The sequence below is a fragment of the Pseudomonas sp. R3-41 genome, from assembly GCF_054161485.1.
Window position 1 is genome coordinate 3,435,382 of sequence record NZ_CP096421.1, and the last position, 14,148, is coordinate 3,449,529.

The following is a 14,148-nucleotide window of genomic DNA, read 5'->3' on the forward strand; positions in this document are numbered from 1 at the left end:
ATCGCCAAATGTAGCAGTGTATTTGCGCTGAGGCATCCTTTTTTTCCTTCGGTTAGACAATTCATAACCTGGGCGAAAAAGGCCGTTCGCGGCAACAGAACAATAAAAACAAAACAGGGAAAATCCACATGCAGAAAGCATCAAGCTGGCTACTCGCAAGCGTGCTCGGCGTCTCGGCGACCACTTCTCAGGCCGCGACGCTGGAAGAGCGCATGGCCGCGTTCGAGGCCCGTGCCAGCGCAGCGGAAAAACGTGCCGCCGCCGCCGAACAGCAAACCCAGGCACTCGCCAGGGAATTGCAGCAGATCAAACTCGCCACGCCACCGGTTGTCGCCGCCGTTGCGACGCCAACGGTCGATGCCCGCCTGGCAAAACTCGAGGCCAGTCAGCAAGGCACGGAAAAGCCGGGCAGTGGCGCACACCTCACCGACGGCTTCAGCTTCAAGGGCTACGCCCGTTCCGGCTTGCTGATCAACGATGGGTTGGGCGGCGGTCGTGGCGGTCCTTACACCACCCCGGCCGGTTCTGTCGGCGGCGCCGTCGGGCGGCTCGGTAACGAGGACGACACCTACATGCGCATCGACCTGTCGAAAGAGCTGTATGCGCAGAACGGCACCCGCTCCAAATTCACGGTGTCCATCGCCGATGGCGTGGAGAGTTCCAACGACTGGACCGCCGAGGAAAGCAACCTGAACGTGCGCCAGGTATTCACCGAACTCGATCACCTGGCGGCATTCAAGGGCAATTCGATGTTCGAAAACGCCACCCTATGGGCCGGTAAGCGCTTCGACAGGGACAACTTCGACATTCACTGGCTGGACTCGGACGTGGTCTATCTGGCCGGCACTGGCGGCGGCATCTATGACATACAGATGACCAAGGACTGGCGCTCGAACTACTCGTTGATCGGTCGTAACTACGGGGATTTCAGCGAGGGCGGCGTCAATGCCGATGTGGAAAGCTACATCCTGACCTCCAATCAGTTTTTCGACGGCGGGCAGTGGCAGTGGATGTTCAACGCCATCGGCTCGAAGAAAAACGACGTCGGCACCCGCGTCAACGAAGCAGGGCTGACGCCGGCCGATTCCGGCTTGCACAGCATGGTTGCCAATCACCAGAAAAACTTCTTCGGTCGCGAAGGCTTCTTCAAGACGGCGCTGCTCTATGGCCAGGGGTTGGGGGCGGAGGTCAAGAATGTCGGCGCCGACGGCGAACTGATCGACGACGCCCGTGCGTTGCGTCTGGCGCTGTACGGCGAGACGCCGCTGGCGCCCAACTGGCGCATCGGCCCAAGCCTTCTGGCCGAGCAAAGCAAGGACCGCTACGTCAAGGGCGACGACTACCGCTGGATGACCCTGAACGTGCGGTTGGCCAACGAAATCAACAGCAATTTCGAGATGGCCTACGAGATGAGTTGGCAAACCATGCAGCTCGACCCCAAGGGCTACCTGCAACGTAATGCGGTCGACGGCAACTTCTGGAAATTCACGGTCGCTCCGACTTTCAAGCCCGACCTGGGCGATCTGCTCACCCGCCCTGAGCTGCGCCTGTTCGCCAGCGTCATGAACTGGTCGTCGGACCTGGACAGGTACAGCACCACGGACGCCTTCGGCAAGACCGACTTCAACGCCGGCGGCACCTGGCAGTACGGCATCCAGATGGAAACCTGGTTCTGAGGCCCGCCCAGTGAAACCTGCAAGCTGAATGCAAGGCTCATGAGCACCCCACATCCCTGTGGGAGCGAGCCTGCTCGCGAAAGCGGTGGATCAGATTGCAATGATGTTGGATGTGCCGACACCTTCGCGAGCAAGCCCGCTCCCACAGGTTTTGCGGTACACATGAATTTTGTGCCTGCTGAAGATCCATTGTGGGGCTTGCTCGCGAAAGCAGAGGGTCAGCTTGCAGTGATGTTGGATGTGCCGACGCCTTCGCGAGCAAGCCCGCTCCCACAGGTTTGCGGTACACATGAATTTTGAACCTGCTGAAGATCCATTGTGGGAGCGAGCCTGCTCGCGAAAGCGGTGGATCAGATTGCAATGATGTTGGATGTGCCGACGCCTTCGCGAGCAAGCCCGCTCCCACAGGTTTTGCGGTACATATGAACTTTGAGCCTGGTGAAGATCCATTGTGGGAGCGGGCTTGCTCGCGAAAGCGGAGTGTCAGCTTGCAATGATGTTGGATGTGCCGACGCCTTCGCGAGCAAGCCCGCTCCCACAGGTTTTGCGGTACACATGAATTTTGAACCTGCTGAAGATCCATTGTGGGGCTTGCTCGCGAAAGCAGAGGGTCAGCTTGCAGTGATGTTGGATGTGCCGACGCCTTCGCGAGCAAGCCCGCTCCCACAGGTTTTGCGGTACACATGAATTTTGTGCCTGCTGAAGATCCATTGTGGGAGCGGGCTTGCTCGCGAAAGCGGAGTGTCAGCTTGCATTGATGTTGGATGTGCTGACGCCTTCGCGAGCAGGCTCGCTCCCACAGGTTTTGCGGTACACATGAACTTTGAGCCTGGTGAAGATCCATTGTGGGACTTGCTCGCGAAAGCAGAGGGTCAGTTTGCAGTGATGTTGGATGTGCCGACGCCTTCGCGAGCAAGCCCGCTCCCACAGGTTTTGCGGTACACATGAATTTTGAACCTGCTGAAGATCCATTGTGGGAGCGGGCTTGCTCGCGAAAGCGGAGTGTCAGCTTGCATTGATGTTGGATGTGCTGAGGCCTTCGCGAGCAGGCTCGCTCCCACAGGTTTTTGCGGTACACATGAACTTTGAGCCTGGTGAAGATCCATTGTGGGAGCGGGCTTGCTCGCGAAAGCGGAGTGTCAGCTTGCATTGATGTTGGATGTGCTGACGCCTTCGCGAGCAGGCTCGCTCCCACAGGTTTTGCGGTACACATGAACTTTGAGCCTGGTGAAGATCCATTGTGGGAGCGGGCTTGCTCGCGAAAGCGGAGTGTCAGCTTGCATTGATGTTGGATGTGCTGACGCCTTCGCGAGCAAGCCCGCTCCCACAGGTATGCGGTTCACTTAAGAACAGCGACGGACCTGTGGCGAGGGCCATCAGTGCCCATGCCAACCCAACTGACTTGAAATCTGTTGGGTGGCCTGCATCAGTTGCTTGACGTAGTCCTGCTTCAACTCTTCCCGGAAGCGAAAGCACGGGAATGAAACGCTCATCCCGCCGATCACATGGCCGAAACGGTCGCGGATTGGCGCGGCCAGGCAACGCATGTTGTCTTCGAACTCTTCATGGTCCTCGGCATAGCCTTGCTGGCGAACGGTCTCCAATTCCAGCAGGTACGCCTCGACGCTGGTCAGGGTGTTGGCGGTACGGCGCTCGAAGCTTTCCAGCGCCAGGTGGGCAAGCAGTTCGTCTTCTTCGAGCCAGGCCATCAGCACCTTGCCGATGCCGGTGCAGTACAACGGCGCCCGCCGGCCGATCCGCGAGTACATGCGCAGGTTGTACTTGGAGTCGATCTTGTGCACGTAGACGATGCTGCCTTCGTCGAGAATCCCCAGGTGCACGGTCTCGCCCGTCAGCTCGTTGATCCTGCGCATCCCGGGCTCCGCTTCCCGGACGATGTCCAGGTGGGGCAGGGCCTGGGCGCCCAGTTCGAACAGCCGGACGCTGAGGCGATAACGGTCCTCGGCGTCCTGCACCACATACCCACGGGCCTTGAGCGACTGGAGGAAGCGATAGACCGTGGCCTTGGACATGTCCAGCTTGTTGGCGATTTCCGACACGCCGCTTTCTTCCGGATGCTCGGCCAGTGCCTCAAGCACGGCCATGGTCCGGCCCACCGCCGACACCAGATCGTTGTTTGGAATGACGCTGTTGTCCATGAAGGCTCCAACGTGAAAGTAAAACCCAAGGATATACGCTAGCAGAACAAAACGCTGTTTCATTTTTCCTTGACGAGGGCGGAAATCTGACTAGACTCGGGCCTTGAGATAAAAATGAAACGCCGTTTTAAAAATAAAGAAAAGGCGCGTAATGATGGATTTGACGCATAACCATGGCTCCGAGACCCGCTTCACTCGCCCGCTGAAGGTGGTGCTGGTGGGGGAATGCATGATCGAGATGCGCGGTGAGCCGGGTGCCGCGATCACCCAGACGTTCGGTGGCGATACGCTCAACACCGCGGTCTACCTGGCCCGATTGAATCCCCGTGGCGCTGTGGCCGTGGACTACATGACGGCCGTGGGCAACGATGCGTTCAGCGTCGCCATGGGCCGGTCCTGGCTGGCCGAAGGGATCGGTGACGCCCATGTCCGCGTGATCGAAGACGCGCTGCCCGGGCTGTATTTCATCCAGACCGATCCACACGGCGAGCGGCGTTTCCACTACTGGCGCGGGGAAGCAGCGGCGCGACGCATGTTCGAAGGTCCCGAGGCCGACACCATGCTCGAGGCACTGGCCGACTACGACTACGCCTACCTGAGCGGCATCAGCCTGGCGATCCTCACGCCAGCAGGGCGCCAACGCTTGATCGACGCCGTGCACCTGGCCCGCCGGGCCGGCACGCGCATCGTCTTCGACAACAACTACCGTCCCCATCTTTGGCCCGATCCTGAAACCGCCCGGCAGGCCTACCGCGACCTGTTGCACCTGACCGACCTGGCCCTGGTCACCTGGGAAGATGACGCGGCCCTGTTCGGCTATCGCGACCCGGAGGCCTTGTTCAGTGCCTATGCAGAGCTGGGCGTGCGCGAAGTCGCCCTCAAGCGTGGCGCCGCCAGTTGCTTGATCCAGTGCCCGACGGGGCGTTTCGACGTGCCCGCGCAAACCGTTTCCCATGTCGTCGACACCACCGCTGCCGGTGATTCGTTCAGCGCCGCCTACCTGGCCTGCCGCCTGCGCGGCGGCGATCCGGAGCAGGCCGCCCGCTGGGGTCATCGCCTGGCGGCCCAGGTCGTCCAATACCGGGGTGCGCTGATTCCCCACGCAGCGATGCCGAACATGGGCGCGTCCTCACTTCCTTCTGTTGCACAGGTCTGATTTATGAAAATCGTTGAAGCGCGCGTCATCGTCACCTGTCCGGGCCGCAACCTGGTCACTTTGAAGATCGTCACCGATGAAGGCATTTACGGCATCGGCGATGCCACCTTGAATGGCCGCGAACTGGCGGTGGTCGCTTACCTGGAAGAGCACGTCCTGCCCGCGTTGATCGGCCGCGATGCCCACCGCATCGAGGACATCTGGCAGTATCTGTATCGCGGCGCTTACTGGCGTCGGGGGCCGGTGACCATGACCGCTATCGCGGCCGTCGACGTGGCGCTGTGGGACATCAAGGCCAAGGCCGCGGATATGCCCTTGTACCAACTGCTCGGCGGCAAGAGCCGCGAGCGGGTGATGGTCTATGGGCACGCCACCGGCAAGGACATCGAAGGGTGCCTGGACGAAGTCGCCCGTCACATCGAGCTGGGCTATAAAGCCGTGCGTGTGCAATGCGGCGTGCCCGGCATTGCCACCACCTATGGGGTCGCCAAGCGCAGCGGCGAGCGTTATGAGCCCGCTGACAGCGACCTGCCTGCCGAGCACGTGTGGGACACCGCCAAATACCTCAACTACGTGCCCAAGCTGTTCGCCGCCGTGCGCGAACGCTTTGGTGAAGACCTGCACATTCTTCACGACGTGCACCACCGTCTGACCCCCATCGAGGCCGGGCGCCTGGGCAAGGCCGTGGAACCCTACAACCTGTTCTGGCTGGAAGACTGCACGCCAGCGGAGAACCAGCAGAGCTTCCGGCTGATTCGCCAGCACACCACCACGCCGTTGGCCGTGGGCGAGGTGTTCAATTCCATCCATGACTGCCGCGAGCTGATCCAGGAGCAGTTGATCGACTACATCCGCACGACCCTGGTGCATGCCGGCGGCATTACCCATGTGCGCCGTATTGCCGACTTCGCCGCGCTGTTCCAGGTGCGCACGGGCTTTCACGGCGCCACCGACCTGTCGCCGGTGTGCATGGGCGCGGCCCTGCATTTCGATACCTGGGTGCCGAACTTCGGCATCCAGGAACACATGCCTCATGAAGAACGCATCGATGAAGTGTTCCCCCATGCCTATCGCTTTGAGGACGGCCACTTCACTCCGGGCGAAACACCGGGGCATGGCGTCGACATCGATGAAGACCTTGCTCGCCAGTACCCCTACAAACGCGCCAGCCTGCCGGTCAACCGTCTCGAAGACGGCACGCTCTGGCATTGGTAAAGCAGTTCCAACCCTTTGAGGAAACGGGGCGAAAACGTCCCGCCAGGAGTGACCCGATGAAAGCGTTCCAGGTAAGAGCACCCTTCGAGTTCGGGCTGGCCCAGGTCGACCGACCCGAGGTCGCCCAAGGCGAGGTCCAGGTCGATGTGGCGTATGCCGGCATCTGTGGCTCGGACATGCACATCATTCATGGGCAGAACGCATTCGTGCGTTTCCCCCGGGTCACCGGTCATGAGTTCTCCGGGGTGATCCGGCAAGTCGGTGAAGGCGTCGAACACCTGCAGGTGGGCGACCGGGTGTGCATCGATCCGGTGATCAGTTGCGGCACCTGTTATCCCTGCCGCATTGGCCGGCCCAACGTCTGCACGCGGCTGCAAGTGATCGGCGTGCACCGCGACGGTGGCTTCAGCGAACAGGTCTGCGTACCAGCCGAGAACGCCCATCGCCTGCCCGATTCGATGTCCCTCAGCCACGGCGCCTTGGTCGAACCTTATTCCATTGCCTTGAACGTGCTCGATCGCATGCAGCCGCAACCGGGCGACAGCGTGTTGATCTACGGTGCCGGAGTAATCGGCCTGACCCTGGTGCAGATGGCCAAGGCGTTGGGATTGACCGACATCACCGTCACCGATGTCATCGACAGCCGCCTGGAGACGGCGCGAGCGCTGGGCGCCAGCCGGACCCTCAACGGCCAGCAAGTCGATGTCGAAGCGCTGATGCGTGAGCACACTCAAGGCGAAGGCGTGCCGTTGATTGTCGATGCCGCCTGCATACCGGCACTGATGCCGCAGATGGTGCGCCTGGCCTCGCCGGCCGGGCGTATCGGATTGCTGGGCTTCAATGCCACGCCCAGTGACCTGGTGCAGTTGGAAATGATCAAGAAGGAACTGACCCTGGTGGGCTCACGGCTGAACAATCGCAAATTCCCGCGGGTGATCGAACTGATCGCCAGTGGCAAGTTGCAGGTCCAGGACTTGATCAGCCATCGCGTCACCTTCGACGAAATGCCCGGCGCCATCGACCTGATCGAACAGCACCCCGAGCAAACCCGAAAAGTGCTGGTGGAGCTGACGAACGCCCATCACTGAGCCGTCGCTACCACCGGTTTCACCGTGCCTGTCATGGGCACCCTCACCGAATAAACACAACAAGCGGGAGGTTCCACCATGTTTGGTCAAGGACGTAGCTTAATCATCATCATGCTGTTCCTGGCCGGGGTCATCAATTACCTCGACCGGTCGGCATTGTCTGTGGCGGCGCCTTTCATCCAGAAGGACTACGGTCTGAGCACGGGTGAGATGGGCATGATCTTCAGCAGCTTCTTCGTCGGCTATGCCGCCTTCAACTTCATCGGTGGCTGGGCCGCCGACCGTTACGGCGCCAAGACCACGTTGCTGTTGGCCATGGTCTTGTGGTCATTGTTCAGCGGCCTTACGGTGCTGACGGTGGGCTTCGCTTCACTGGTGCTTATCCGGATTTTGTTCGGCATGGGCGAAGGACCGTTGAGCGTCACCACCAGCAAGATGGTGAACAACTGGTACACCCCCAAGCGCAGGGCGCGAGCCATCGGCGCATCGATGTCCGGTACGCCGCTGGGTGGCGCGATTTCCGGTCCGGTGGTGGGTTTTATCGCCGTCACCTACGGCTGGAAGGTGTCGTTCATTATCATCATGCTCGTCGGCCTGATCTGGGCGGCCGTGTGGTACAAGTTCGTCAAGGAGCGGCCAGAAGGCGAGGGCGCCGACGCTATTCTCCAGGCGGAGGGCCAAAGCGAGCTGGCGGCACAACCGGTGTTCCCGCTGCGGTTCTACCTCAAGCAGCCCACGGTGCTGTTCACCTCCCTGGCGTTCTTTTCCTATAACTACACCTTGTTCTTTTTCCTGACCTGGTTCCCCAGCTACCTGACCATGGCCCACGGCCTGAACGTCAAGGACATGAGCATCGCCACGGTCATTCCCTGGGTGCTGGGTTTCCTCGGCCTGGCCCTGGGCGGCTTCATCTCCGACTTCGTGTTCAAGAAAACCGGAAAAATGATGTTCTCCCGCAAAGTGGTGCTGGTGACCTGCCTGCTGGCTTGCGCCGTTTGCATCGCCTGTGCCGGGATGGTCAGTACCTTGTATCCGGCGGTGATTCTGGTCGCCTTGGCAGTGTTCTTCCTGTACCTCACCGGTGCCATCTACTGGGCGATCATCCAGGACACCGTCCCCGCTGCGCGAGTGGGTGGCGTCAGTGGTTTCATGCACTTCCTGGCGAACACCTCCGGCATTGTCGGCCCGACCCTGACGGGCTTCCTGGTGCAGTTCACCGGTTCGTTCACCAGTGCCTTCCTGCTGGCGGGGCTGTTGACCGTGATCGGTGCGGTGTGTGTGGCGCGCTACGTTAAACCGCTGTCGGTGGCGGATACCGGCCACGCGGCGGCGCAAAGCCCGCAACCCGCCTCGGCCCTGGGCCGTTCCTGAACAGAAGGAGTGAGTCGATGCCTGTTGTGAACCGTGTACCTAGCACCGGCACTGCAACGCAGATCGGTATCGTGCACTTGGGCCTGGGGGCGTTTCATCGCGCGCACCAGGCGGTCTACCTGCAACGCCATCTCAATCGCCATGGCGAAAGCGATTGGGGCGTGTGCAGCGCCAACCTGCGCTCCAATCGCATTTTGGTCGAGCAGTTGCGCACACAGGACGGTCGCTACCACGTGGCCGAGTACCGCGACCGCGAGCAGGTGACGCTGCGCGAGATCGGGGTGTTGCGCCAGGCCTTGTTCGTGGGCGAGGGCGGCCAGGAACTGGAGCAGTTGCTGCAACGCATGGCCGCGCCGCAAACGCGGATTGTCACGCTCACCGTCACCGAAAAAGGCTACTGCCTGAGCCCGTCATCCGGGCAATTGCGCCGGGAAGACCCGACGATTGCCCATGACATCGCCCATCCACACACGCCACGCTCGGCCCCCGGCATTGTCCTGGAAGCCCTGCGTCGCCGTCGCGCCGCAGGCGTCCCGGCCTTCACGGTGCTGTGCTGTGACAACATGCCCGACAACGGCCAGCGCACCCGCCAGGCGGTGAGCGCATTGGCGGCGTTGCAGGATGAGGCGCTGGCGCGGTGGATCGAGCAACAAGTGGCCTTTCCCAGTTGCATGGTCGACCGCATCGTGCCGGCCATGGACGACGAATCCTTCCGCCGGCTGGAACAGCAACTCGACTGTCACGACCGTGCGGCAGTCGTTTGCGAGCGCTTCAGCCAGTGGGTGATCGAGGACCACTTTCCCCTCGGCCGCCCGGACTGGGAAGTGGAAGGCGTGCAGATGGTGGACGACGTGGGCCCTTTTGAGACGATGAAGCTGCGCATGCTCAATGGCAGCCATTCGTTGCTGGCCTACGTGGGGCTGCTGGCCGGTCACGAGTCGGTCTTCGAGGCCGTCAACGACGGGAGGCTGGCGCGCCTGATCGAGCGCTACATGGCCGAGGAAGCCACGCCGACCCTGGACATGCCGGCCGGGATCGATCTTTCGGTCTATGCCAACGACCTTCTGGCGCGCTTTGCCAACGACAGCCTGCAACATCGCTTGCGCCAGATCGCCATGGACGGCTCGCAGAAACTGCCGCAACGCTGGCTACTTGGCGCACAGCAATTGCTCGACCAAGGGCGCGGCATCGACTGCACCGCCCTGGGCATCGCGGCCTGGATCCACTACTGCACGCAGCCGTTGCCCGGTCGTCCGGCCCACGTGGTTGACGACCCGCTGAGCGCGACCTTTGCCGACCTTGCGGGACGCCTCGAGGGCGCCTCGCGGGTGAATGCCGTCCTCGATCTGCAGGAAGTCTTCCCGCCGCCGCTCTCGGCTCGCCCAGCATTTCGCGACGCCGTGCACCGCGCCTACGACGCTCTGACGCGCGATGGCGTGGATAGCCTGTTGCACACCCTTGCCGCATCCAACTGATAAAAAGGAGAGAAACATGGAACAGACATGGCGTTGGTTTGGCCCCAAGGACCCGATCTCCCTGGCGGACATTCGCCAGACCGGTGCGACCGGCATCGTCACCGCGCTGCACGAAATCCCCAATGGCCAAGTGTGGCCGGTGGACGCCATCGCGGCGCGCAAGCAGATGATCGAAACGGCCGGCTTGAGCTGGTCGGTGGTGGAAAGCATTCCGGTGCACGAAGACATCAAGCGCGGCTGCGGACGGCGCGACGAATACATCGCCAACTACCAGCAAAGCGTGCGCAACCTGGCGAGCTGCGGCATCGATATCGTCTGCTATAACTTCATGCCGGTGCTGGACTGGACCCGTACCGACTTGTCCTTTGAGCTGGCGGATGGCGGCTGGGCCTTGCGTTTCGATCAAACCGCGTTTGCCGCCTTCGACCTGTTCATCCTCCAACGCCCGGGGGCGCAGGCCGAATACAGCGCCGAGGACACCCAGCAGGCCCAGGACTATTTCGAACAACTGACGCCAGCCCGGCGCGAAACCCTGGTCAACACCCTGATCGCGGGCTTGCCCGGCGCCGAGGAACACTACAGCCTGGACAACTTCCGGGACTTGCTGCGCACCTACGCCGACATCGACGAGGCCACGTTGCGCGAACACCTGGGGTATTTCCTGCGCGCGGTGATCCCGGTTGCCGAGGAGGTGGGCGTGCGCATGGCGATCCACCCGGACGACCCGCCCCGGGCATTGCTCGGCTTGCCGCGCATCCTCTCCACCGCCGAAGACGCCCAATGGCTGCTGGACGCCGCGCCCAGCCCGGCCAATGGCCTGACGTTCTGCACCGGCTCCTATGGCGTGCGTGAAGACAACGACCTGGTGGCGATGGCCAAGCACTTTGCGCCGCGCATTTACTTCACCCACCTGCGTTCAACCCGCCGGGAAAGCGACCCACGCAGCTTCCATGAAGCCCATCACCTGGACGGCGACGTCGACATGGTCGGAGTCATCAGCGCCTTGGTGGCCGAAGAGCGCCGACGCGAACGCGAAGGCGGTCCGCGCTTGCCGTTGCGCCCGGACCATGGGCATCAACTGCTCGACGACCAGCACCGCAAAAGCAACCCCGGCTACTCACTGATCGGCCGCCTCAAGGGCCTGGCGGAAATCCGCGGGGTTGAATTGGCCGTGCGCCGACAACTGGACCGAGTAGCACAGTAATCCTGTGGCGAGGGAGCTTGCTCCCGCTGGGCTGCGCAGCAGCCCTAAAACCCGGCACCTCGGTGCATCAGGTCGATCGCATTCAGGCGGTTTGGGGTCGCTACGCAACCCAGCGGGAGCAAGCTCCCTCGCCACGGGAGGTAAACTCCTGAGAAATGCTCGGGCTAACGCCGTTCCCCTGTGGGAGCGGGCTTGCTCGCGAAGACGGTTTAACATTCAGCAGTTAATGTGACTGACACTCCGCTTTCGCGAGCAAGCCCGCTCCCACAAAATGGCTCAGCCTTCGAGCCCGCGCCGCTCGATCACGCCGAACACATCCGCGACATCCTGCACCAGGATCCGCGCGACATTGGTGAGGGTGTTGAGGTCGCTGGCCGCTGAATCACGCAGGCTGCTGCAGGCCACCAAGGTCAGGTAATCGAGCGTGGCGTGCAGGCGCTCGCTGGCACAGGCATGGAGTTCGGGGAGTGGGGCTTGGGTGTCGATCAGCAGGACGGGATGGGTGGTGGCGGTTTGGGTCAGGGGGGTGAAGCGTTGATCCAAAGTATTCTGGCGCATAGTTATTCATTCCTCATATCAAGAAAGATAGCTACTGCAATTCGCTGCGAAACGAACGGGTGGTAGCTGCATGTGGGTTCGCAGACCGAGGATACGAGGAACTCGGCAGACCCGAAGATCTCCCACACACAGCCACCATAAGTGACGTTGAACGCCAAACGCGCCCATTGTTACTTTTATGATGCCTGGTTGCCAGCGTATCTATCGGGCTGCGAAACCCAGCCACCGGCCAAAGCCAGCGACGCCCCAACTATAGAAGCCGATCCCGGCACCCACAACCGACCTGTAGGACGCCCCCGCACCCTGTGGCGAGGGAGCTTGCTCCCGCTCGACTGCGCAGCAGTCGCAAAACCGGTGCCTGCGGTGTACCTGGCGAAAAGAGGCACCTGGTTCGGGGCCGCTTCGCGCCCCAGCGGGAGCAAGCTCCCTCGCCACGGGAAGTAAATTCCTACGAGATTTTCGGACCGCCTCTTGCCGCTACCCCTGAAGTGCGCGGATCTCTGTGGGAGCAAAGCTTGCTCGCGATGCAGGCGCCTCGTTTCCCCGGAAGACCGCGTTATCCTCATCGCGGGCAAGCCTTGCTCCCACAGATCAAAGCGGACACAGGGCTCGCTCAGTCAATGATCGGGTGGGCAAGTGATGGGCTGATGGACCTGATTCAACAACCAATCAACAAAAACCTGCGTCTCAGCCACCGCACTCCCGGAAACGCCGTAGTAATAACGAGCCAGCGGCATGCGCAACGCCGGCAGTGGGCAGGCCAAGCGCCCGTTGGACAAATCCCGACCCAACAGCGAAGCCGGACACAACGCCACGCCCAGGCCATCGACGGCCGCCTGCAGCACGAGGTGCATGTGATCGAATTGCAGGGTCGGCGGGTTGCTCAATGGATCGATCCCGGCGTGTTCCAGCCAATCTTGCCAATCGCTGCCGCGCGTCCTGCCCGTCAACAAGGTGTGCCGGACCAGGTCGTGGATGCCTTCCAATGGCACGCTTTGTAGCAACGACGGGGCGGCGACCAGTAGCAGGTCGTCTTCCAGCAACACGGTGGGCTGTACATCGGCCGACCAGCCAGCGTGCCCACGACGAATGACCACGTCGAACCTTTCCCGTGAGGGCTCCGGGGGCCGGGTGCTGGTGACGACGTCGGGCTTGATGTTCGGATGGCGCGCCATGAAGTCCGGCAGTCGAGGGATGAGCCAGCGCACTGCGAAGGAGGGGCGCACGTTGATGGTCACTTTGCGCTGGGCCGCATTGCGCGTCAGTGCGGTGGCGGCGTTGGCGATTTGCGTCAGGGCTTCGCTGACCTGCTCGTAGAAAACCCGACCCGCCGGGGTGAGCAAGGATTGCCGGGTTCGACGTTCGAACAGCAAAACGCCCAGGCGCTCTTCGAGCAACTTGACGTGACGGCTGACGGCGCTGTGGCTGACGTGCAGCTCTTCGGCGGCGCGACTGAAGCTCTGGTGGCGAGCGGCAGCGGCGAAGGCGCGGACGGCGTTCAACGGGGGGAGGTTGGCGATCATGTGTCTAATTTAGTCACATATGCGGCGCAATTAAAGCGTTTGTCAGTCCCCACGCGCCACGCCACCCTGAAGGCCACAGCAATTTGCCTTCAATGTGGAGTGATGCATGGCCGGTTACGGACTTTTTCTGATCCTGGCGACCCTGACGGTGCTCAGCCCGGGCCCAGGCGTGGTGCTGACGCTATCCAATGCTCTACGCCATGGCTGGCGCGGCGCGCTGCCGGGTATCTTCGGGATCGCGACGGGCGCGTTTATCGTGGCTGCTATTTGCGCCAGCAGCTTGGGGTTGATCCTGGCGGCCTCGGCGACGGCTTTCACGCTGCTCAAATACATCGGGGCGGCATACTTGCTGTTCCTGGGCATCAAGATGTGGCGTACACAGCGCTTTATTCCTGAACTCAAAACTACTTCGCAGCGCCCGTGGCGGCGATTTGGCGAGGCACTGTCGATCCAGTTGCTCAACCCCAAGGCCGGGTTCTTCTTTCTGGCCGTGTTCCCTCAGTTCATCAAGCCGGAGGGCGATTACTACCGCCAGTTTTTCTTGTTGGTGTCGTCCTATAGCGTGCTTGTAGTTCTGGTGCATTCCAGCTATGCGCTGATGGCCAATGGCGCCAGGGGCTGGCTCTCGTCGAGCCAGGGCGCCAGGGTTGTCGGCAAGCTGTCGGGCATCACGTTCCTGGGCTTTGGTGTGTTGATGGCGTCCGCCAGCAAATGACGGAGCCC

The 14,148-nt window shown here is 61.7% G+C and carries 11 protein-coding genes; 8 read left to right on the forward strand and 3 right to left on the reverse strand.

Annotated features, from left to right (window positions below; genetic code table 11):
- Window positions 1-128 precede the first annotated feature (128 nt).
- Window positions 129-1,676 (forward strand): carbohydrate porin, encoded by a 1,548-nt coding sequence (locus tag M1D99_RS15315; RefSeq protein WP_186705891.1) that lies wholly within the window; start codon window positions 129-131, stop codon window positions 1,674-1,676.
- A gap of 1,376 nt (window positions 1,677-3,052) precedes the next feature.
- On the opposite strand, the gene kdgR is transcribed toward M1D99_RS15315, so the two are convergent.
- On the reverse strand, window positions 3,053-3,835 hold the full coding sequence (gene kdgR / locus M1D99_RS15320; RefSeq protein WP_186705892.1) for a DNA-binding transcriptional regulator KdgR: 783 nt from the start codon (window positions 3,833-3,835) through the stop codon (window positions 3,053-3,055).
- A gap of 154 nt (window positions 3,836-3,989) precedes the next feature.
- Between kdgR and M1D99_RS15325 the strand changes: the two genes are divergently transcribed.
- The 6 genes from M1D99_RS15325 to uxuA all read left to right on the forward strand — a co-directional run bounded on the left by M1D99_RS15325 (window position 3,990) and on the right by uxuA (window position 11,344).
- Window positions 3,990-4,991 (forward strand): sugar kinase, encoded by a 1,002-nt coding sequence (locus M1D99_RS15325; RefSeq protein WP_458132144.1) that lies wholly within the window; start codon window positions 3,990-3,992, stop codon window positions 4,989-4,991.
- Window positions 4,992-4,994: 3 nt separating this feature from the next.
- On the forward strand, window positions 4,995-6,206 hold the full coding sequence (gene manD, locus M1D99_RS15330; RefSeq protein WP_458130389.1) for a D-mannonate dehydratase ManD: 1,212 nt from the start codon (window positions 4,995-4,997) through the stop codon (window positions 6,204-6,206).
- Window positions 6,207-6,262: 56 nt separating this feature from the next.
- Complete coding sequence (locus tag M1D99_RS15335) at window positions 6,263-7,294, forward strand: Zn-dependent oxidoreductase (protein WP_186705895.1); 1,032 nt, start codon at window positions 6,263-6,265, stop codon at window positions 7,292-7,294.
- A 78-nt stretch (window positions 7,295-7,372) separates the two neighbouring features.
- On the forward strand, window positions 7,373-8,665 hold the full coding sequence (locus M1D99_RS15340; protein WP_186705896.1) for an MFS transporter: 1,293 nt from the start codon (window positions 7,373-7,375) through the stop codon (window positions 8,663-8,665).
- Window positions 8,666-8,682: 17 nt separating this feature from the next.
- Complete coding sequence (locus tag M1D99_RS15345; RefSeq protein WP_458130390.1) at window positions 8,683-10,140, forward strand: mannitol dehydrogenase family protein; 1,458 nt, start codon at window positions 8,683-8,685, stop codon at window positions 10,138-10,140.
- A gap of 16 nt (window positions 10,141-10,156) precedes the next feature.
- Window positions 10,157-11,344, forward strand: coding sequence for a mannonate dehydratase (uxuA, locus tag M1D99_RS15350; protein WP_434576303.1), 1,188 nt, complete (start codon window positions 10,157-10,159; stop codon window positions 11,342-11,344).
- Between the two features lie 276 nt (window positions 11,345-11,620).
- Here the strand turns inward: uxuA and M1D99_RS15355 are convergent, their stop codons facing one another.
- Window positions 11,621-11,902 carry a fructose-bisphosphate aldolase gene (locus tag M1D99_RS15355; RefSeq protein ID WP_434576304.1) on the reverse strand — a complete coding sequence of 94 codons (282 nt, stop codon included), beginning with the start codon at window positions 11,900-11,902 and terminating at the stop codon, window positions 11,621-11,623.
- A gap of 617 nt (window positions 11,903-12,519) precedes the next feature.
- Window positions 12,520-13,425 (reverse strand): LysR substrate-binding domain-containing protein, encoded by a 906-nt coding sequence (locus M1D99_RS15360; RefSeq protein WP_434576306.1) that lies wholly within the window; start codon window positions 13,423-13,425, stop codon window positions 12,520-12,522.
- Window positions 13,426-13,531: 106 nt separating this feature from the next.
- Here M1D99_RS15360 and M1D99_RS15365 point away from each other — a divergent pair, with 106 nt between their 5' ends.
- Complete coding sequence (locus M1D99_RS15365) at window positions 13,532-14,140, forward strand: LysE family translocator (RefSeq protein WP_434576308.1); 609 nt, start codon at window positions 13,532-13,534, stop codon at window positions 14,138-14,140.
- Window positions 14,141-14,148 lie beyond the last annotated feature (8 nt).

Coding starts and splice junctions, on each gene's coding strand:
- M1D99_RS15325 (WP_458132144.1), top strand. CDS start 3,990: ATGGATTTGACGCATAACCATGGCTCCGAGACCCGCTTCACTCGCCCG.
- uxuA (WP_434576303.1), top strand. CDS start 10,157: ATGGAACAGACATGGCGTTGGTTTGGCCCCAAGGACCCGATCTCCCTG.
- M1D99_RS15360 (WP_434576306.1), bottom strand. CDS start 13,425: ATGATCGCCAACCTCCCCCCGTTGAACGCCGTCCGCGCCTTCGCCGCT.
- M1D99_RS15355 (WP_434576304.1), bottom strand. CDS start 11,902: ATGCGCCAGAATACTTTGGATCAACGCTTCACCCCCCTGACCCAAACC.
- M1D99_RS15365 (WP_434576308.1), top strand. CDS start 13,532: ATGGCCGGTTACGGACTTTTTCTGATCCTGGCGACCCTGACGGTGCTC.
- M1D99_RS15340 (WP_186705896.1), top strand. CDS start 7,373: ATGTTTGGTCAAGGACGTAGCTTAATCATCATCATGCTGTTCCTGGCC.
- manD (WP_458130389.1), top strand. CDS start 4,995: ATGAAAATCGTTGAAGCGCGCGTCATCGTCACCTGTCCGGGCCGCAAC.
- M1D99_RS15345 (WP_458130390.1), top strand. CDS start 8,683: ATGCCTGTTGTGAACCGTGTACCTAGCACCGGCACTGCAACGCAGATC.
- kdgR (WP_186705892.1), bottom strand. CDS start 3,835: ATGGACAACAGCGTCATTCCAAACAACGATCTGGTGTCGGCGGTGGGC.
- M1D99_RS15315 (WP_186705891.1), top strand. CDS start 129: ATGCAGAAAGCATCAAGCTGGCTACTCGCAAGCGTGCTCGGCGTCTCG.
- M1D99_RS15335 (WP_186705895.1), top strand. CDS start 6,263: ATGAAAGCGTTCCAGGTAAGAGCACCCTTCGAGTTCGGGCTGGCCCAG.